This window comes from Pseudomonas sp. IT-P260, assembly GCF_949768395.1.
GTDB classification, from domain to species: Bacteria; Pseudomonadota; Gammaproteobacteria; order Pseudomonadales; family Pseudomonadaceae; genus Aquipseudomonas; species Aquipseudomonas parakoreensis.
The window spans coordinates 681207-697841 of sequence record NZ_CATKPO010000011.1; the positions used below are offsets into that span (position 1 = coordinate 681207).

At 61.7% G+C, this 16635-nt stretch carries 14 protein-coding genes; 9 read left to right on the plus strand and 5 right to left on the minus strand.

The annotated features are described in order from the left end of the window. Positions 1–15: 15 nt before the first annotated feature. Positions 16–1308, minus strand: a complete 1293-nt coding sequence (gbcA, locus tag ACM6HV_RS09980) for a glycine-betaine demethylase subunit GbcA (protein WP_047297065.1) — start codon at positions 1306–1308, stop codon at positions 16–18. A gap of 282 nt (positions 1309–1590) precedes the next feature. Here gbcA and gbcB point away from each other — a divergent pair, with 282 nt between their 5' ends. Continuing rightward, positions 1591–2691 carry a glycine-betaine demethylase subunit GbcB gene (gene gbcB, locus ACM6HV_RS09985; protein WP_041069889.1) on the plus strand — a complete coding sequence of 367 codons (1101 nt, stop codon included), beginning with the start codon at positions 1591–1593 and terminating at the stop codon, positions 2689–2691. 101 nt (positions 2692–2792) lie between these two features. On the opposite strand, the gene ACM6HV_RS09990 is transcribed toward gbcB, so the two are convergent. Next, a complete protein-coding gene (locus ACM6HV_RS09990; protein ID WP_414904094.1) occupies positions 2793–3617 on the minus strand; it encodes an SDR family oxidoreductase in 825 nt (274 codons plus the stop codon). Positions 3618–3784: 167 nt separating this feature from the next. Next, positions 3785–4825 (minus strand): low specificity L-threonine aldolase, encoded by a 1041-nt coding sequence (locus ACM6HV_RS09995; protein WP_016772826.1) that lies wholly within the window; start codon positions 4823–4825, stop codon positions 3785–3787. A 126-nt stretch (positions 4826–4951) separates the two neighbouring features. Here ACM6HV_RS09995 and ACM6HV_RS10000 point away from each other — a divergent pair, with 126 nt between their 5' ends. The 8 genes from ACM6HV_RS10000 to fdhA all read left to right on the plus strand — a co-directional run bounded on the left by ACM6HV_RS10000 (position 4952) and on the right by fdhA (position 15076). Continuing rightward, positions 4952–5662: a TraX family protein gene (locus ACM6HV_RS10000; RefSeq protein WP_414904095.1), complete on the plus strand. Its 711-nt coding sequence runs from the start codon at positions 4952–4954 to the stop codon at positions 5660–5662. A 272-nt stretch (positions 5663–5934) separates the two neighbouring features. Then, a complete protein-coding gene (glyA, locus tag ACM6HV_RS10005; protein WP_041069902.1) occupies positions 5935–7188 on the plus strand; it encodes a serine hydroxymethyltransferase in 1254 nt (417 codons plus the stop codon). A gap of 20 nt (positions 7189–7208) precedes the next feature. Next, a complete protein-coding gene (locus ACM6HV_RS10010; RefSeq protein WP_003206307.1) occupies positions 7209–8459 on the plus strand; it encodes a sarcosine oxidase subunit beta in 1251 nt (416 codons plus the stop codon). Positions 8460–8473: 14 nt separating this feature from the next. Continuing rightward, complete coding sequence (locus ACM6HV_RS10015) at positions 8474–8803, plus strand: sarcosine oxidase subunit delta (protein ID WP_003228964.1); 330 nt, start codon at positions 8474–8476, stop codon at positions 8801–8803. Then, entirely contained in the window at positions 8800–11817 is a 3018-nt protein-coding gene (locus tag ACM6HV_RS10020; RefSeq protein WP_047297060.1) for a sarcosine oxidase subunit alpha, read from the plus strand. Before ACM6HV_RS10015 ends, ACM6HV_RS10020 begins: the two co-directional genes overlap by 4 nt. Positions 11818–11960: 143 nt before the next feature. Further along, positions 11961–12593 carry a sarcosine oxidase subunit gamma gene (locus ACM6HV_RS10025; RefSeq protein WP_034155013.1) on the plus strand — a complete coding sequence of 211 codons (633 nt, stop codon included), beginning with the start codon at positions 11961–11963 and terminating at the stop codon, positions 12591–12593. 221 nt (positions 12594–12814) lie between these two features. Next, positions 12815–13672, plus strand: coding sequence for a formyltetrahydrofolate deformylase (purU, locus tag ACM6HV_RS10030; protein ID WP_064589552.1), 858 nt, complete (start codon positions 12815–12817; stop codon positions 13670–13672). 204 nt (positions 13673–13876) lie between these two features. Further along, a complete protein-coding gene (fdhA, locus tag ACM6HV_RS10035) occupies positions 13877–15076 on the plus strand; it encodes a formaldehyde dehydrogenase, glutathione-independent (RefSeq protein WP_027610665.1) in 1200 nt (399 codons plus the stop codon). Positions 15077–15191: 115 nt separating this feature from the next. Here the strand turns inward: fdhA and ACM6HV_RS10040 are convergent, their stop codons facing one another. Together ACM6HV_RS10040 and ACM6HV_RS10045 are read right to left on the minus strand one after the other, a co-directional pair. After that, positions 15192–15866, minus strand: a complete 675-nt coding sequence (locus tag ACM6HV_RS10040; RefSeq protein WP_145593538.1) for an anti-sigma factor domain-containing protein — start codon at positions 15864–15866, stop codon at positions 15192–15194. Beyond that, entirely contained in the window at positions 15863–16498 is a 636-nt protein-coding gene (locus ACM6HV_RS10045; protein WP_414904096.1) for an RNA polymerase sigma factor, read from the minus strand. Before ACM6HV_RS10045 ends, ACM6HV_RS10040 begins: the two co-directional genes overlap by 4 nt. Positions 16499–16635: the final 137 nt, after the last annotated feature.

Here is a 16635-nt window from a genome sequence, read left to right on the forward strand (position 1 = left end):
GCGAAGCCTTTGCTTTTAGCCTTGGACAGGCACGCCTTTGAGGTACGGCGCCGGCTCGGCCCCGAGGTTGTTCAGCATCCGCTCGCTGTACCAGTCCACGAAGTTGACCACGCCAAACTCATAGGTCTTCGAGTACGGCCCCGGCTGATAAGCCGTGGAGTTGATCCCGCGCTGGTTTTCTTCGGCCAGACGCCGGTCCTGGTCGTTGGTCGCGTCCCACACCTGGCGCATGCGTTCGACGTCGTAATCCACGCCTTCGACGGCGTCCTTGTGCACCAGCCATTTGGTGGTGACCATGGTTTCCTGGGCGCTGATCGGCCACACGGTGAAGACGATAATGTGATCGCCCATGCAGTGGTTCCACGAGTGCGGCAGGTGCAGGATGCGCATCGAACCCAGGTCCGGATTCTTGATCCGGCCCATCAGCTTGGCGCAGCCCTGTTTGCCGTCCAGGGTCATCGACACGGTGCCCTTGAGCAGCGGCATGCGCACGATGCGGTTGCGCAGGCCGAAACTGGCGTGGGCGTAAGGGATTTTCTCGGCTTCCCAAGCAGCAGCAGACGCGGCAACGTGATCCTTGAACGCCTGATCGGCGCGCGGGTCGGTCACGTCGTCCCATTCCAGCAGGGTTTTCAGCAATTCAGGGTGCGAGCCGCCGCAGTGGTAGCACTCGCGGTTGTTTTCCAGCACCAGTTTCCAGTTGGCCTTTTCCATCAAGGTGGTTTGCACCGCCACCTTGGTGTTCTCCATGTCGTACGGTTCCATGTAGTGGTTCAGCGTCGACAGGAAGTCATCGATGGCCGGCGGATTTTCCGCCAGGCTGATGAAGATGTAGCCGCCGGCCGTCTTCACATTCACCGGTTTGAGGCCGTACTGCTTCATGTCGAAGTCGGCGCCCATCTCGGTACCGGCGAACAGCAGGCGACCGTCCAGCTCGTAGGTCCACTGGTGGTAGTGGCAGACCAGTTTGGCAACCTTGCCCTTGTCGCTGGTGCACAGGCGCGAGCCTCGGTGGCGACAGACGTTGTGGAACGCATGCACCACACCCTCGGCGCCACGAATGACGATGATCGGGTTCTTGCCGATCTGCAGGGTGATGTAGTTGCCCTTGGCCGGGATCTCGCAGGTCATGCCGGCGATCAACCATTCCTTCTGGAAGATTTCCTGCATGTCGATATCGAACAGGCGTTCATCGTTATAGAACGGCTGCGGCAGCGAAAAAGTACGTTCGCGCTCCTGCAGCATCTGTGCGGTGGCCTTGCGTGCGGGTTCCAGCGGGTCGCCCAGGCTGATTTTTGCGGTGTCCATCAATGTGATCCTCAAGGCCATCTGCGTGGCCGGCGAAAGTGGCTGATCAGGGTTGCTACGCAAGGTGTAAAGAATTCGTCTTGGTGTGTGGCGAGTGTGGGGCCGGCGCTGCCCGGAACCTTATCCATGGGCGACATGGTGCAATCTGTTCCCGACGCGCAACCCCCGGTGGTTGGGGGCTGGTCGCGATAAGTATGCCGATGTCGCGGATAGGTAAACGGGCGGTTCACGCTATACGCAGAATCGCCACATGAAGGCCGACAGTCGGCCGTGGAGAACAGCATGTCCAACAGCTTCCTGAATCCGGTCACCACCCAGACCTGGGCCAATGGCCGACACATCGTCCGTTGCGTCAAAGTCATCCAGGAAACCTGGGACGTACGCACCTTCTGCTTCATGGCCGACCAGCCGATCCTGTTCTTCTTCAAGCCTGGGCAGTTTGTAACCCTGGAGCTGGAAATCGACGGTCAGCCGATCATGCGTTCGTACACCATTTCCAGTTCGCCGTCGGTGCCGTACAGCTTCTCGGTGACCATCAAGCGCGTGCCGGGCGGCAAGGTTTCCAACTGGTTGCACGACACCCTGCATGAAGGCCAGGAGCTGGCGGTGCACGGGCCGGTCGGGCTGTTCAATGCCATCGACTTCCCGAGCCCGAAAGTGCTGTATCTCAGCGGCGGCGTGGGGATCACCCCGTGCATGTCGATGGCGCGCTGGTTCTACGACACCAACGCCAATGTCGACATGACCTTTATCCACAGCGCCCGCTCGCCGAAAGACATCATTTACCACCGCGAGCTGGAACACATGGCGTCGCGGATCGACAACTTCAGCCTGCACCTGATCTGCGAGAAACACGGGCTGGGCGAGCCGTGGGCCGGCTATCGCGGCTACCTCAATCACAAGATGCTGGAGCTGATGGTTCCCGACTTCCTTGAGCGCGAAGTGTTCTGCTGCGGCCCGACGCCGTACATGACGGCGGTCAAGCGCCTGCTCGAAGCCGCCGGTTACGACATGTCGCGTTATCACGAGGAATCCTTCGGCGCCACGCCACCGGAAGCTCGCGCCGATGCGGTGGAGCAAGCCGAACAAGCGGCCGAGGCACCGGAAATCGACGCAGCGGATCTGCATCAGGTCGAGTTCACCGCCTCCGGCAAGAGCATTCGCGTGGCCCCGGGCGAAACCGTGCATGCGGCGGCGGCCAAGCTGGGCCTGATGATTCCGAAAGCTTGCGGCATGGGCATTTGCGGCACGTGCAAGGTGATGAAGCTTGGGGGCGAAGTAGAGATGGAGCACAACGGCGGGATTACCGAGGACGACGAGGCGGAAGGGTACATTCTGTCGTGCTGCAGCGTGCCGAAAGGCGACGTCAGAATCGAATTCTGAGCCGGATCCCTGTAGGAGCTGCCGAAGGCTGCGATCTTTTGATCTTGATCTTAAAAGCAAGATCAAAAGATCGCAGCCTTCGGCAGCTCCTACAGGGGAATTCAATCCACGAACAAGTCAGGCATCAGGGTTGCATTACTGTCCGGTTCGAATCGGTAGTGATCGAATTCAGTCACGCCGTGCTCACGCAAAATTTCTTCGTCGATCAGCAGTCGTCCAGTGATCTGCCGCCGGCTGCTATCCAGAATCACATGCGCCGCATCCGCCATGATCGAAGGCGTGCGCGCATGCTTGAACGACTCGCGGTTCCCCAGCTGAAACTCGATCGCCGCCGTGGCAATCATCGTCTGCGGCCACAGCGAATTGACGCTGATGCCGTAACTGGCGAATTCCTCGCTCATGCCCACGGTCAGCATGCTCATGCCGTACTTGGTCACGGTGTAGGGGCTGTATTGGGCGAACCATTTGCTCGCCAGGTTCAGCGGCGGCGACAGGTTGAGGATGTGCCCGGCGGATTTCTTCAGATAGGGCAGGGCGGCCTGGCTGCATAGCAGCACCGCACGGGTGTTGATCTGGTGCATCAGGTCGAACCGCTTGAGTTCGATGTGTTGCACACCGGTCAATTTGATCGCCCCGGCATTGTTCACCAGCGCATCGATGCCACCGAAATGCGCGTTGGCCTGGGCCAGCGCACGGCGCACCGCGTCTTCATCACGTACATCCAGTTGCAGCGCCAAGGTGTTGCCGCCGGCCGCTTCGACTTCTGCGGCGACGCTGTGGATGGTGCCCGGCAATTTCGGATGGGCTTCGGCGCTCTTGGCCGCAATCACGATATTGGCCCCGTCCTTCGCGGCCCGCAGCGCAATCTCACGCCCGATGCCACGGCTGGCGCCGGTGATGAACAGGGTTTTGCCTTGTAGCGACATGCCGATGCTCCTGCTTGTTGTTATGTGAGCGGAGGGCTCGACAGACAATGTAGACCAAGGAACATCGCAATCCCTGTAGGAGCTGCCGCAGGCTGCGATCTTTTGATTTTGTTTTTAAGATCAAGATCAAAAGATCGCAGCCTGCGGCAGCTCCTACAGAGGAAGAATCAGGCGGACATCACTTCGCGGATGTCGCGCGCCAGTTCGCGCACACGTTCTTCTTCGGTGTCCCACGAGCACATGAAACGCGCGCCGCCCTTGCCGATGAAGGTGTAGAAGCGCCAGTTCTTGGCGGTCAGCGCGGCGATGGCCGGTTCCGAGAGTTGCAGGAACACGCCGTTGGCCTGCACCGGGAACATCAGTTCCACACCCGGGATGTCGCTGACCAGCTCGGCCAGCAGTTGCGCGCAGTGGTTGGCGTGGCGGGCGTATTTGAGCCAGGCGTCGTTTTCGAGGATGCCGACCCACGGTGCCGACAGGAAACGCATTTTCGACGCCAGTTGCCCAGCCTGTTTGCAGCGGTAATCGAAGTCTTCGGCCAGTTTGTGGTTGAAGAACAGGATTGCCTCACCCACCGCCATGCCGTTTTTGGTGCCGCCGAAGCACAGCACATCGACACCTGCTTTCCAGGTCAGGTCGGCTGGCGAGCAGCCGAGGAACGCGCAGGCGTTGGAGAAACGCGCGCCGTCCATGTGCAGGTGCAAGCCCAGTTCCTTGCAGGTGGCGCTGATGGCGCGGACTTCTTCCGGGGTGTAGACGCTGCCGACTTCAGTGGCCTGAGTCAGGGTCACGACGCGCGGTTTCGGGTAGTGGATGTCCTGGCGCTTGAGCGCGACTTCGCGGATCGACTGCGGGGTGATCTTGCCGTTTTCGGTGCCGGCGATCAGCAGTTTCGAGCCGTTGGAGAAGAATTCCGGGGCGCCGCATTCATCGGTTTCGACGTGGGCGGTTTCCGAGCAGATCACGCTGTGGTAACTCTGGCACAGTGACGACAGCGCCAGCGAGTTGGCGGCGGTGCCGTTGAAGGCGAAGAACACCTCGCAGTCGGTTTCGAACAGCTTGCGGAAATGGTCGGCCGCACGTGCGGTCCATTCATCGTCGCCATAAGCGCGCTGGTGGCCGTGGTTGGCCTGTTCCATGGCGGCCCAGGCTTCGGGGCAGATGCCGGAGTAGTTGTCGCTGGCGAATTGTTGGCTCTTGTCGGTCATGGCCGGCTTCCGTGGTCGAGACTCTTGTGAAGGCTCGTGGTCAATGAGGGTGCGCACTTTACCGAAGATCTTCCGGGGAGCACACGGGATGTCACTGTCAGGAAATTACCAGTTTGTTACCCGATTATGCACGTGACTAAACGCGACGGCGCACTCGATCTGCTCAAGTGGCTGGCGCTGCTGAGCATGCTGCTCGATCACCTGCGATATGTCGGGATCAGCGCCGATTGGCTGTATGTGCCGGGGCGCATGGCATTCCCGTGGTTCTGTCTGGCGATGGCGGCGAACCTGGCCCGGGCCGGTGCGCAGAAGACCGAGTGGCGCTATCTGGGCTGGTTGCTGCTGTTCAGTCTGGTCAGCGAGATTCCTTACCGCTTGTACATTCCCGATCCCGACACCTTGAACGTGATGCCTACGCTGGCGCTGGGGTTGCTGGTGGCGCGGGGCTGGCAAGATCGCACGCTACTGTCGCGACTGTTGGGCGTCGGTGCCTTGCTGCTGGCGGCGCTGTTTTCGCAATGGCTGATGTTCGGCGTGTTTGGCGTGTTGCTGCCGCTGGCGCTGCTGGGGGTGATCCGTCGTCCCTGGTATTTCGGCCTGTTGCCGGGGCTGGTGTGTCTGGCGGGCAATCAGTGGCGGGTGCTGTATGAGGCAGCGGAGTTCGGCAACTACGTGGCGGTGTTTGGTATCGCGGCGTGTCTGTTTGCGCCAATGCTCGGGGTGTTCCTGTTGCGACATGCGCGACATCTCCAGTCACCGCCAATGCGACGCTGGGCCTATGCGCTCTATCCCCTGCATTTCCTCCTGCTGCTCGCCATCCGTGCGGCATACACCTGACCCCTGTGGGAGCGAGCCTGCTCGCGAAGGCGGTCTGTCAGCCAACTTCCATGTCGGATGTGCCGGCCTCTTCGCGAGCAGGCTCGCTCCCACAGGGGATCTCCACGAATTCAATCGGTCATTTCGAGCCATGTCGTAAACGCACCTTTGTGTGGCGTCCGTAGGCATCTGGGCTGTCTGCGCCGGCCATACCATCGCATCAAAGGGCACCTCCGCAAGCCGCGTGCCTGACCAAGACGAAATGGCGCACCGACGCCGCTGGGAGAGACGCGATGTTCAGCAAGCAAGACCAGATCCAGGGTTACGACGATGCACTGCTGGCGGCGATGAATGCCGAGGAGCAACGTCAGGAAGATCACATCGAGCTGATCGCGTCGGAGAACTACACCAGCAAGCGCGTGATGCAAGCGCAAGGCAGTGGCCTGACCAACAAATACGCCGAAGGTTATCCGGGCAAGCGCTACTACGGTGGCTGCGAGCATGTGGATAAAGTCGAAGCGCTGGCCATCGAACGCGCCAAGCAACTGTTCGGTGCCGATTACGCCAACGTCCAGCCGCACTCCGGTTCCTCGGCCAACAGCGCCGTGTATCTGGCACTGATCCAGCCGGGCGACACCATTCTCGGTATGAGCCTCGCTCATGGCGGTCACCTGACCCACGGCGCGAAAGTCTCGTCCTCGGGCAAGCTCTACAACGCGGTGCAGTACGGGATCAACACCGACACCGGGCTGATCGATTACGACGAAGTCGAGCGTCTGGCCGTCGAGTGCAAACCGAAGATGATCGTTGCCGGGTTCTCCGCCTACTCGAAAACACTGGATTTCCCGCGCTTCCGCCAGATTGCCGACAAAGTGGGTGCGCTGCTGTTCGTCGACATGGCCCACGTCGCCGGTCTGGTCGCTGCTGGCCTGTACCCGAACCCGCTGCCTTACGCCGACGTGGTCACCACCACCACCCACAAGACCCTGCGCGGTCCGCGTGGCGGGCTGATCCTGGCCAAGTCCAACGAAGAGATCGAGAAAAAGCTCAACGCCGCGGTATTCCCTGGCGCCCAGGGCGGCCCGCTGATGCATGTCATCGCCGGTAAGGCGGTGTGCTTCAAGGAAGCGCTGGAGCCCGGTTTCAAGGCCTATCAGCAACAAGTGATCGATAACGCCAAGGCCATGGCCAGCGTGTTTATCAAACGTGGCTACGATGTAGTGTCCGGCGGTACCGACAACCACCTGTTTCTGGTCAGCCTGATCCGTCAGGGCCTGACCGGCAAAGATGCTGACGCCGCCCTTGGCCGCGCGCACATCACCGTCAACAAGAACGCCGTGCCGAACGACCCGCAGTCGCCGTTCGTGACCTCGGGCCTGCGCATCGGCACCCCGGCCGTCACCACGCGTGGCTTCAAGGTCGCCCAGTGCGAAGCGCTGGCCGGCTGGATCTGCGACATCCTCGACAACCTCGGTGACGCCGACGTTGAAGCGAATGTGGCCAAGAACGTCGCGGCACTGTGCGCCGACTACCCGGTTTATCGCTGAGCGGTTTGGAGTAAATGACTATGCAACGCTATTCGGGCTTCGGCCTCTTCAAACACTCCCTCAGCCACCACGAGAACTGGCAGCGCATGTGGCGCACGCCGACGCCGAAGAAGGTCTACGACGTGGTCATCGTCGGCGGTGGCGGGCACGGTCTGGCGACCGCCTACTATCTGGCGAAAGAGCACGGCATCACCAACGTGGCCGTGGTCGAGAAGGGCTGGCTGGGCGGTGGCAACACCGCGCGCAACACCACCATCGTGCGTTCCAACTACCTGTGGGACGAGTCGGCGCACCTGTACGAACACGCGATGAAACTGTGGGAAGGCCTGTCGCAGGATCTGAACTACAACGTGATGTTCTCCCAGCGCGGCGTCTACAACCTGTGCCACACCCTGCAGGACATCCGTGATTCGGAGCGTCGGGTCAGCGCCAACCGCCTCAATGGCGTCGACGGCGAACTGCTCAACGCCAAGCAAGTGGCCGACGAGATCCCGTACCTCGACTGCTCGAAAAACACCCGCTACCCGGTGATGGGCGCGACCGTTCAACGTCGTGGCGGCGTTGCCCGTCACGATGCCGTGGCCTGGGGCTTTGCCCGTGCCGCCGACGCCTTGGGCGTGGACTTGATCCAGCAGACCGAAGTCATCGGTTTCCGCAAGGAAAACGGCGTATGCATCGGCGTTGAAACCAATAAGGGTTTCATCGGCGCCAAACGCGTCGGCGTGGTCACCGCCGGTAACTCCGGACACATGGCCAAGCTGGCCGGTTTCCGTCTGCCGATCGAATCCCACCCGCTGCAGGCGCTGGTGTCCGAGCCGATCAAACCGATTATCGACAGCGTGATCATGTCCAACGCCGTGCACGGTTACATTAGCCAGTCCGACAAGGGCGACCTGGTGATCGGCGCCGGTATCGACGGTTACAACGGTTACGGCCAGCGCGGTTCGTACCCGGTGATCGAGCACACCATCCAGGCGATCGTCGAGATGTTCCCGGTGCTGTCGCGGGTGCGCATGAACCGCCAGTGGGGCGGCATCGTCGACACCACGCCAGACGCTTGCCCGATCATTTCGAAAACCCCGGTACCGAACATGTTCTTCAACTGCGGTTGGGGCACCGGCGGCTTCAAAGCCACGCCTGGCTCGGGCAACGTGTTTGCCGCGAGTCTGGCCAAGGGTGAAATGCACCCATTGGCAGCACCGTTTTCCATCGACCGTTTCCACAACGGCGCACTCATCGACGAACACGGCGCTGCTGCCGTCGCCCACTAACAGGAGAAATCCCCATGTTGCATATCTTCTGTCCTCACTGCGGCGAACTGCGCTCCGAAGAGGAATTCCATGCATCCGGTCAGGCGCACATCCCGCGTCCGCTGGATCCGAACGCCTGCACCGATGAAGAGTGGGGCGATTACATGTTCTTCCGCGACAACCCGCGTGGGCTGCACCACGAGTTGTGGGATCACGTCGCCGGTTGCCGCCAGTACTTCAACGTCACCCGCGACACCGTGACCTACGAGATTCTCGAAACCTACAAGATCGGCACCAAGCCGCAATTCACCGACAAGGCTGATACGGCAAAAACAGCCACGACGGCGCTGGGAGAGAAGGTATGAGCCAGACTAATCGCCTGTCCAACGGTGGACGGATCGACCGCAACAAAGTGCTGAGCTTTACCTTCAACGGTCAGAGCTACAAAGGCTTCGAGGGCGACTCCCTGGCCTCGGCACTGATCGCCAACGGCGTCGACATCATCGGCCGCAGCTTCAAGTATTCGCGTCCTCGCGGGATCTTCGCCGCCGGTGCCGAAGAGCCGAACGCCGTGCTGCAGATCGGTGCCACCGAAGCCACGCAGATCCCCAACGTGCGCGCCACGCAACAGGCGCTGTACCAAGGCCTGGTCGCCACCAGCACCAACGGCTGGCCGAGCGTCAACAACGACATGATGGGCATTCTCGGCAAGGTCGGCGGCAAGCTGATGCCGCCGGGTTTCTACTACAAAACCTTCATGTACCCGCAATCGTTCTGGATGACGTACGAGAAGTACATTCGCAAGGCTGCCGGTCTGGGCCGTTCGCCGACCGAAGTCGATCCGGACACCTACGACTACATGAACCAGCACTGCGACGTGCTGATCGTCGGCGCCGGCCCTGCCGGTCTGGCGGCTGCCCTGGCGGCTGCGCGCAGTGGTGCGCGGGTGATTCTCGCCGATGAGCAGGAAGAGTTCGGCGGCAGCCTGCTTGACTCGCGCGAAAGCCTCGACGGCAAACCGGCGATGGAGTGGGTGGCCAGCGTCATCGCTGAATTGAAGAACACTCCGGACGTGCTGCTGTTGCCGCGCGCCACCGTTAACGGTTACCACGACCACAACTTCCTGACCATTCATGAACGCCTCACCGATCACCTCGGCGACCGCGCGCCAATCGGTCAGGTGCGTCAGCGCATCCACCGTGTCCGCGCCAAGCGTGTGGTGCTGGCGACCGGTGCCCACGAGCGTCCGCTGGTCTACGGCAACAACGACGTGCCGGGCAACATGCTCGCCGGTGCGGTCTCGACTTACGTGCGCCGTTACGGCGTGGCACCGGGCAAGAAGCTGGTGCTGACCACCAACAACGATCACGCCTACCGCGTGGCGCTGGATTGGCTCGACGCCAGCCTGCAAGTGGTCGCCATCGCCGACGCACGGAGCAATCCGCGTGGTGCACTGGTGGAAGAAGCCCGCGCCAAAGGCATTCGCATCCTCACCGGCAGCGCCGTGATCGAGGCCCGTGGCAGCAAGCGCGTCACCGCAGCCCGCGTTGCCGCGATTGACGTCAAAGCGCACACCGTGACCAGCCCGGGCGAATGGCTCGACTGCGACGTGATCGCCAGTTCCGGCGGTTACAGCCCGGTGGTGCACCTGGCTTCGCACCTCGGTGGCAAGCCGGTCTGGCGCGAAGACATCCTCGGTTTCGTACCGGGCGAAGCACCGCAGAAGCGCGTGTGCGTTGGTGGCATCAACGGCGTTTATGGCCTCGGAGATTCGCTGGCCGATGGTTTCGAAGGTGGCGCACGCGCTGCCAGTGAAGCCGGTTTCGGTGTGGTCGAAGGCACGTTGCCCAAGGCCCTGAGCCGTCTCGAAGAAGCGACGCTGGCGCTGTTCCAGGTGCCGCACGAGAAGGGTACTTCGCGGGCGCCGAAGCAATTCGTCGACCTGCAGAACGACGTCACCGCCGCCGCCATCGAACTGGCGACCCGCGAAGGTTTCGAGTCGGTCGAGCACGTCAAGCGCTACACCGCGCTGGGCTTCGGCACCGATCAGGGCAAGCTCGGCAACGTCAACGGCCTGGCCATCGCTGCCCGTTCACTGAACGTGACCATCCCGCAGATGGGCACCACGATGTTCCGCCCGAACTACACGCCGGTAACGTTCGGCGCCGTGGCCGGTCGTCACTGCGGGCACATCTTCGAACCGGTGCGCTACACCGCGTTGCATCAATGGCACCTGAAAAACGGCGCCGAGTTTGAAGACGTCGGTCAGTGGAAGCGTCCATGGTATTTCCCGAAGAACGGCGAAGACATGCATGCGGCGGTGAAGCGCGAATGCAAAGCCGTGCGCGACAGCGTCGGCCTGCTCGACGCTTCGACTCTGGGCAAGATCGACATTCAAGGCCCGGATGCCCGTGAGTTCCTCAACCGCGTGTACACCAACGCCTGGACCAAGCTCGACGTGGGCAAGGCGCGTTACGGCCTGATGTGCAAAGAAGACGGCATGGTCTTCGACGACGGCGTGACGGCCTGCCTGGCCGACAACCATTTCGTCATGACCACTACCACTGGCGGCGCGGCGCGCGTGCTGCAATGGCTGGAGCTGTACCACCAGACCGAATGGCCGGAGATGAAGGTGTACTTCACCTCGGTCACCGACCACTGGGCGACCATGACCTTGTCCGGGCCGAACAGCCGCAAGCTGCTCAGTGCCGTGACCGACATCGACCTGGCCAACGAAGCGTTCCCGTTCATGACCTGGAAAGAAGGTCTGGTCGGCGGTGTGCCGGCGCGGGTGTTCCGTATCTCGTTTACCGGTGAGCTGTCGTACGAAGTCAACGTCCAGGCCGACTACGCAATGGGCGTGCTGGAGAAAATCGTCGAAGCCGGCAAGCAGTACAACCTGACCCCGTACGGCACTGAAACCATGCACGTCCTGCGCGCCGAGAAGGGGTTCATCATCGTCGGTCAGGACACCGACGGCTCGATGACCCCGGACGACCTGAACATGGGCTGGTGCGTCGGTCGTACCAAACCGTTCTCGTGGATCGGTCAGCGCGGCATGAACCGTGAAGACTGCGTGAAGGATCAGCGTAAGCAACTGGTGGGCCTGAAGCCGATCGACCCGAACGTCTGGCTGCCGGAAGGCGCGCAACTGGTGTTCAACACCAAGCAGGCGATCCCGATGACCATGGTCGGCCACGTGACCTCCAGCTACGCGCACAACTCCCTCGGTTACTCGTTTGCCATGGGCGTGGTCAAGGGCGGTCTGAAGCGCATGGGCGAGCGGGTGTTTGCACCGTTGGCCGATGGCAGCGTGATCGAGGCAGAGATCGTTTCTTCGGTGTTCTTCGATCCGAAGGGGGATCGGCAGAACATCTGATGGCCTCAGGAATTGTGGGCGGGCGGCTATTCGCGAGCAGGCTCGCTCCCACATTCGACCGCGTTCCCCTGTGGGAGCGAGCCTGCTCGCGAAAGCGGCAGTTCAGCCACCGCAGGAACCAACAGAATTCAGGAAGGTGCTTTATGACCACAGCCAACGTGTACCAACAACGCCCGACCACCGGTGCCCGTGCCGAGTCGTCGCTGCATCATGCCGACCTCGCCAGCCTGGTCGGCAAGGGCCGCAAGAACGCCGGCGTCATCGTGCGTGAAAAGAAACTCCTCGGTCACCTGACGATTCGTGGCGATGGTCACGATGCCGCGTTCGCCGCCGGCGTGCACAAGGCCCTCGGCATTGAGTTGCCCGGCGCCCTGAGCGTGATCGTCAAAGGCGAAACCAGCCTGCAATGGATGGGCCCGGACGAGTGGCTGCTGATCGTGCCAAGCGGTGAAGAATTCGCCGCCGAACAGAAACTGCGCGAAGCGCTGGGCGACCTGCACATCGCGATCGTCAACGTCAGCGGCGGCCAGCAAGTGCTCGAACTGAGCGGGCCGAACGTGCGTCAGGTGCTGATGAAATCCACCAGCTACGACGTGCACCCGAACAACTTCCCGGTCGGCAAAGCCGTGGGCACGGTGTTCGCCAAGTCGCAGCTGATGATTCGCCACACCGCCGAAGACACCTGGGAACTGCTGATCCGCCGCAGCTTCTCGGATTACTGGTGGTTGTGGTTGCAGGATGCTTCGGCCGAGTACGGCCTGAGCGTGCAGGCGTAACACTAAGTGGTTGCCGCGATTGCTTCTTGTGGCGAGGGAGCTTGCTCCCGCTCGGCTGCGAAGCAGTCGCAAAAACCTGCGAGCGCATTCTTTCTGGAAGAACGCGGTTGCTGATTTTGGGGTCGCTTCGCAACCCAGCGGGAGCAAGCTCCCTCGCCACAGAACTCATTCGCCACAGAGTTCACTCTGCTCACAGATGTTGAAACAGGAGTCACCGCACCATGAGCCGCGCCCCAGACACATGGATTCTGACCGCCGACTGCCCCAGCGTGCTCGGCACGGTGGACGCGGTGACGCGTTTTCTGTTCGAGCAGGGTTGCTACGTCACCGAGCACCATTCGTTCGATGACCGGCTCTCGGGCCGCTTCTTCATTCGTGTGGAATTCCGTCAGCCCGACGGCTTTGACGAACAGTCCTTCCGCGCCGGCCTCGCCGAGCGTGGTCAGGCGTTTGGCATGGTCTTCGAGCTGACTGCGCCGAACTACCGGCCGAAAGTGGTGATCATGGTCTCCAAGGCCGATCACTGCCTCAACGATTTGCTCTACCGCCAGCGCATCGGCCAGTTGTCGATGGACGTGGCGGCGGTGGTGTCCAACCATCCGGACCTCAAGCCGCTGGCCGACTGGCACCAGATTCCCTACTACCATTTCCCCCTCGACCCCAACGACAAGCCGTCGCAGGAGCGTCAGGTGTGGCAGGTGATCGAAGAGTCCGGCGCCGAACTGGTGATCCTCGCCCGCTACATGCAGGTGCTGTCACCGGAGTTGTGCCGCAAGCTCGATGGCAAGGCGATCAACATCCATCACTCGTTGCTGCCGGGGTTCAAGGGTGCCAAACCCTATCACCAGGCCTACAACAAGGGCGTGAAACTGGTCGGCGCCACGGCGCATTACATCAACAACGACCTCGACGAAGGGCCGATCATCGCCCAGGGCGTCGAGGCCGTGGATCACAGTCATTACCCGGAAGATTTGATCGCCAAGGGGCGTGATATCGAGGGCCTGACTTTGGCCCGGGCCGTGGGTTATCACATCGAAAGACGGGTGTTTTTGAACGCCAACAGAACCGTTGTTCTTTAGATAGCTTTCGCGAGCAGGCTCGCTCCCACAGTTGATCGTTGGTGTGACAGAGACCTGTGTTTCCACACAAATCCCCGTGGGAGCGAGCCTGCTCGCGAAGGGGCCATAACTGACAACGCAAAACCAACAAGCAATAACCCGAGCACTTAACGCGCTGCCTGCCTGGGCAACGCGGTTCCATAAAAACAACAGCGAGGTGAAAGCATGTCTGGCAATCGTGGTGTGGTGTATCTCGGCGCTGGCAAGGTCGAAGTACAGAAAATCGACTATCCGAAAATGCAGGACCCGCGTGGCAGGAAGATCGAGCACGGGGTGATCCTGCGTGTGGTGTCCACCAACATTTGTGGCTCCGACCAGCACATGGTGCGCGGCCGGACCACGGCGCAGACCGGTCTGGTGCTGGGCCATGAAATCACTGGCGAAGTGATCGAGAAGGGTTCCGACGTCGAGAACCTGAAAATCGGCGACCTGGTCTCCGTACCGTTCAACGTGGCTTGCGGGCGCTGCCGTTCCTGCAAGGAGCAACACACCGGCGTCTGCCTGACCGTCAACCCGGCCCGCGCCGGCGGTGCTTACGGTTATGTCGACATGGGCGACTGGACCGGCGGCCAGGCTGAATACGTGCTGGTGCCGTACGCCGACTTCAACCTGCTGAAACTGCCGGATCGCGACAAGGCCATGGAGAAAATCCGCGACCTGACCTGTCTCTCCGACATTCTGCCGACCGGCTATCACGGTGCGGTAACGGCGGGCGTTGGCCCGGGCAGCACCGTGTACATCGCGGGCGCCGGCCCGGTCGGTCTGGCCGCTGCCGCCTCCGCCCGTTTGCTCGGTGCGGCGGTGGTGATCATCGGCGACGTCAACACCATCCGCCTGGCGCACGCCAAGGCTCAGGGTTTTGAAGTGGTCGACCTGTCCAAGGACACGCCGCTGCACGAGCAGATCGCCGCACTGCTGGGCGAACCGGAAGTCGATTGCGCGGTGGACTGCGTGGGCTTCGAAGCCCGCGGTCACGGGCATGACGGGGTGAAAGCCGAAGCCCCGGCCACCGTACTCAACTCGCTGATGGGCGTGGTGCGCGTCGCCGGCAAGATCGGTATTCCGGGCCTGTACGTGACCGAAGATCCGGGTGCCGTGGACGCCGCCGCGAAAATGGGCAGCCTGAGCATCCGCTTCGGTCTGGGCTGGGCCAAATCCCACAGCTTCCACACCGGCCAGACCCCGGTGATGAAATACAACCGCCAACTGATGCAGGCGATCATGTGGGACCGCATCAACATCGCCGAAGTGGTGGGTGTGCAAGTCATCAGCCTTGACCAGGCGCCGGAAGGCTACGGCGAGTTCGATGCCGGTGTGCCGAAGAAGTTTGTGATCGATCCGCATCGGTTGTTCAGTGCGGCGTAAGTAAAAAGGGCGACCCACGGGTCGCCTTTTTTAGATCAAAAGATCGCAGCCTTCGGCAGCTCCTACAGGGATCATGTAGGAGCTGCCGAAGGCTGCGATCTTTTGATTTTTGCAATCAGAGGGCTGCCAAAGCGCCTTGGTAAAGCACCGGACCGGTCGGCTGTCCGGTCGGCGAACCACCTTTCGGCTCCAGACTCACCGCCAGCGCAATCGGCTGGCCGATCAAGGCTTTCTGCGCCGCGCTCAGTTCAACCTTGCCTTTGCCGCCTGCAGGAATCACCCCCAGCGAAATCGGCTTGCCATCGGCGGGTATCGCCCACAGTTCCAGGCTGCGATCAGGACCGACTGCCGCCAATGTCAGCGGTTCGACCTGCAGATAGTCCGCATGCGCCTCGACCTTCAGCGCCGGTTGCGCGTCGGCACTCAGCAGGGTGGCGCGGTAGCGGGCGTCGTCGCGGTTGTACAGGGAACCGAGGAACACCAGCACCACGATCGAGCAGAGTGCGGCAGTGACCCGCAGCCAGTTCCAGAACGGACGTTTTTCCGGGACGTGCAGTACTTGCGGTTCGATGCGCGCAGTGATGCCTTGCCACACCCGATCCGGCACCGGTTGCTCTGGAACCGCGTCGGTCAGGCTGGCAAGGCTTTCCTGCCAGTGAGCGAGTTCTGTGCGCAGTGCTGCATCGTCCAGCAGCAATTGTTCAAAGCGCCGACGCGCCGCCGCCGACATCAGGCCGATGGCGTAATCGGCAGCGAGGGCGCGGCGCAGGGCAGGGGTCTGGTAGTTCATGATTCAAGGCACCTGCGCAGACGTTCCATGCCACGGCGAATCCACGACTTCACCGAACCCAGCGGCGCGGCCAGGTGTTCGGCGAGTTCCGCGCAGGACAGGCCCTGAAAGTAGGCGACGCTGATCGACTGGCGCTGCATGCCGTCGAGGGTGTCGAGGCAACGGTGCAGCGCGCTGGCTTCGCGGCTGCTGTTCAGCAGGTCGTGGGCCGAAGGGCCTTCGTCCAGCAAGGTGGCCTGTTCGAAGTCGGTCAGCGGCCGGTCACGCTGTTTGCGTAACTGGTCGATGGCCTGGTGGCGAGTGATGTTGATCATCCAGGTCAGCGGCGCCGACAAATGGGCTTCGTAGCGCGAGGCGTTGTTCCAGATGCGCACGAAGCTTTCCTGCAGCACGTCCTCGGCCAGATCTGCCCGGCCCATGAAACGCAAGGCGACACCGTGCAAGCGCGGGCCGACGCTGCGATAGAGGGTTTCGAATGCACGCCGATCGCCCAGTGAACACTGGGCCAACAATTGGCGCAACTGATCGGTGTCGGCGGTGGAAATGACGGTTCTCCAGGCAATGGGCGGACGACGAGGGCGCTGCTCGGGCTGTTCACAGGCTAGTTCAGCGACAGCGCTTGTGCCATTCATCTCGGGTTATCCACGGTTTCACGTTTTATATACGTGGCTATCCTGAAAATGGATGCGCCAGCGAGGAACATGCCGGCGCAAACCCGGTCAAACCGGCAGTTTTGCCGCCCATAAGCGGGCGGTTACCACAGCGCAAG

What these genes read in the sequence shown, in the direction of transcription:
- gbcA (WP_047297065.1), bottom strand. Translation starts at nt 1,308, where the DNA reads ATGGACACCGCAAAAATCAGCCTGGGCGACCCGCTGGAACCCGCACGC.
- gbcB (WP_041069889.1), top strand. Translation starts at nt 1,591, where the DNA reads ATGTCCAACAGCTTCCTGAATCCGGTCACCACCCAGACCTGGGCCAAT.
- ACM6HV_RS09990 (WP_414904094.1), bottom strand. Translation starts at nt 3,617, where the DNA reads ATGTCGCTACAAGGCAAAACCCTGTTCATCACCGGCGCCAGCCGTGGC.
- ACM6HV_RS09995 (WP_016772826.1), bottom strand. Translation starts at nt 4,825, where the DNA reads ATGACCGACAAGAGCCAACAATTCGCCAGCGACAACTACTCCGGCATC.
- ACM6HV_RS10000 (WP_414904095.1), top strand. Translation starts at nt 4,952, where the DNA reads ATGCACGTGACTAAACGCGACGGCGCACTCGATCTGCTCAAGTGGCTG.
- glyA (WP_041069902.1), top strand. Translation starts at nt 5,935, where the DNA reads ATGTTCAGCAAGCAAGACCAGATCCAGGGTTACGACGATGCACTGCTG.
- ACM6HV_RS10010 (WP_003206307.1), top strand. Translation starts at nt 7,209, where the DNA reads ATGCAACGCTATTCGGGCTTCGGCCTCTTCAAACACTCCCTCAGCCAC.
- ACM6HV_RS10015 (WP_003228964.1), top strand. Translation starts at nt 8,474, where the DNA reads ATGTTGCATATCTTCTGTCCTCACTGCGGCGAACTGCGCTCCGAAGAG.
- ACM6HV_RS10020 (WP_047297060.1), top strand. Translation starts at nt 8,800, where the DNA reads ATGAGCCAGACTAATCGCCTGTCCAACGGTGGACGGATCGACCGCAAC.
- ACM6HV_RS10025 (WP_034155013.1), top strand. Translation starts at nt 11,961, where the DNA reads ATGACCACAGCCAACGTGTACCAACAACGCCCGACCACCGGTGCCCGT.
- purU (WP_064589552.1), top strand. Translation starts at nt 12,815, where the DNA reads ATGAGCCGCGCCCCAGACACATGGATTCTGACCGCCGACTGCCCCAGC.
- fdhA (WP_027610665.1), top strand. Translation starts at nt 13,877, where the DNA reads ATGTCTGGCAATCGTGGTGTGGTGTATCTCGGCGCTGGCAAGGTCGAA.
- ACM6HV_RS10040 (WP_145593538.1), bottom strand. Translation starts at nt 15,866, where the DNA reads ATGAACTACCAGACCCCTGCCCTGCGCCGCGCCCTCGCTGCCGATTAC.
- ACM6HV_RS10045 (WP_414904096.1), bottom strand. Translation starts at nt 16,498, where the DNA reads ATGAATGGCACAAGCGCTGTCGCTGAACTAGCCTGTGAACAGCCCGAG.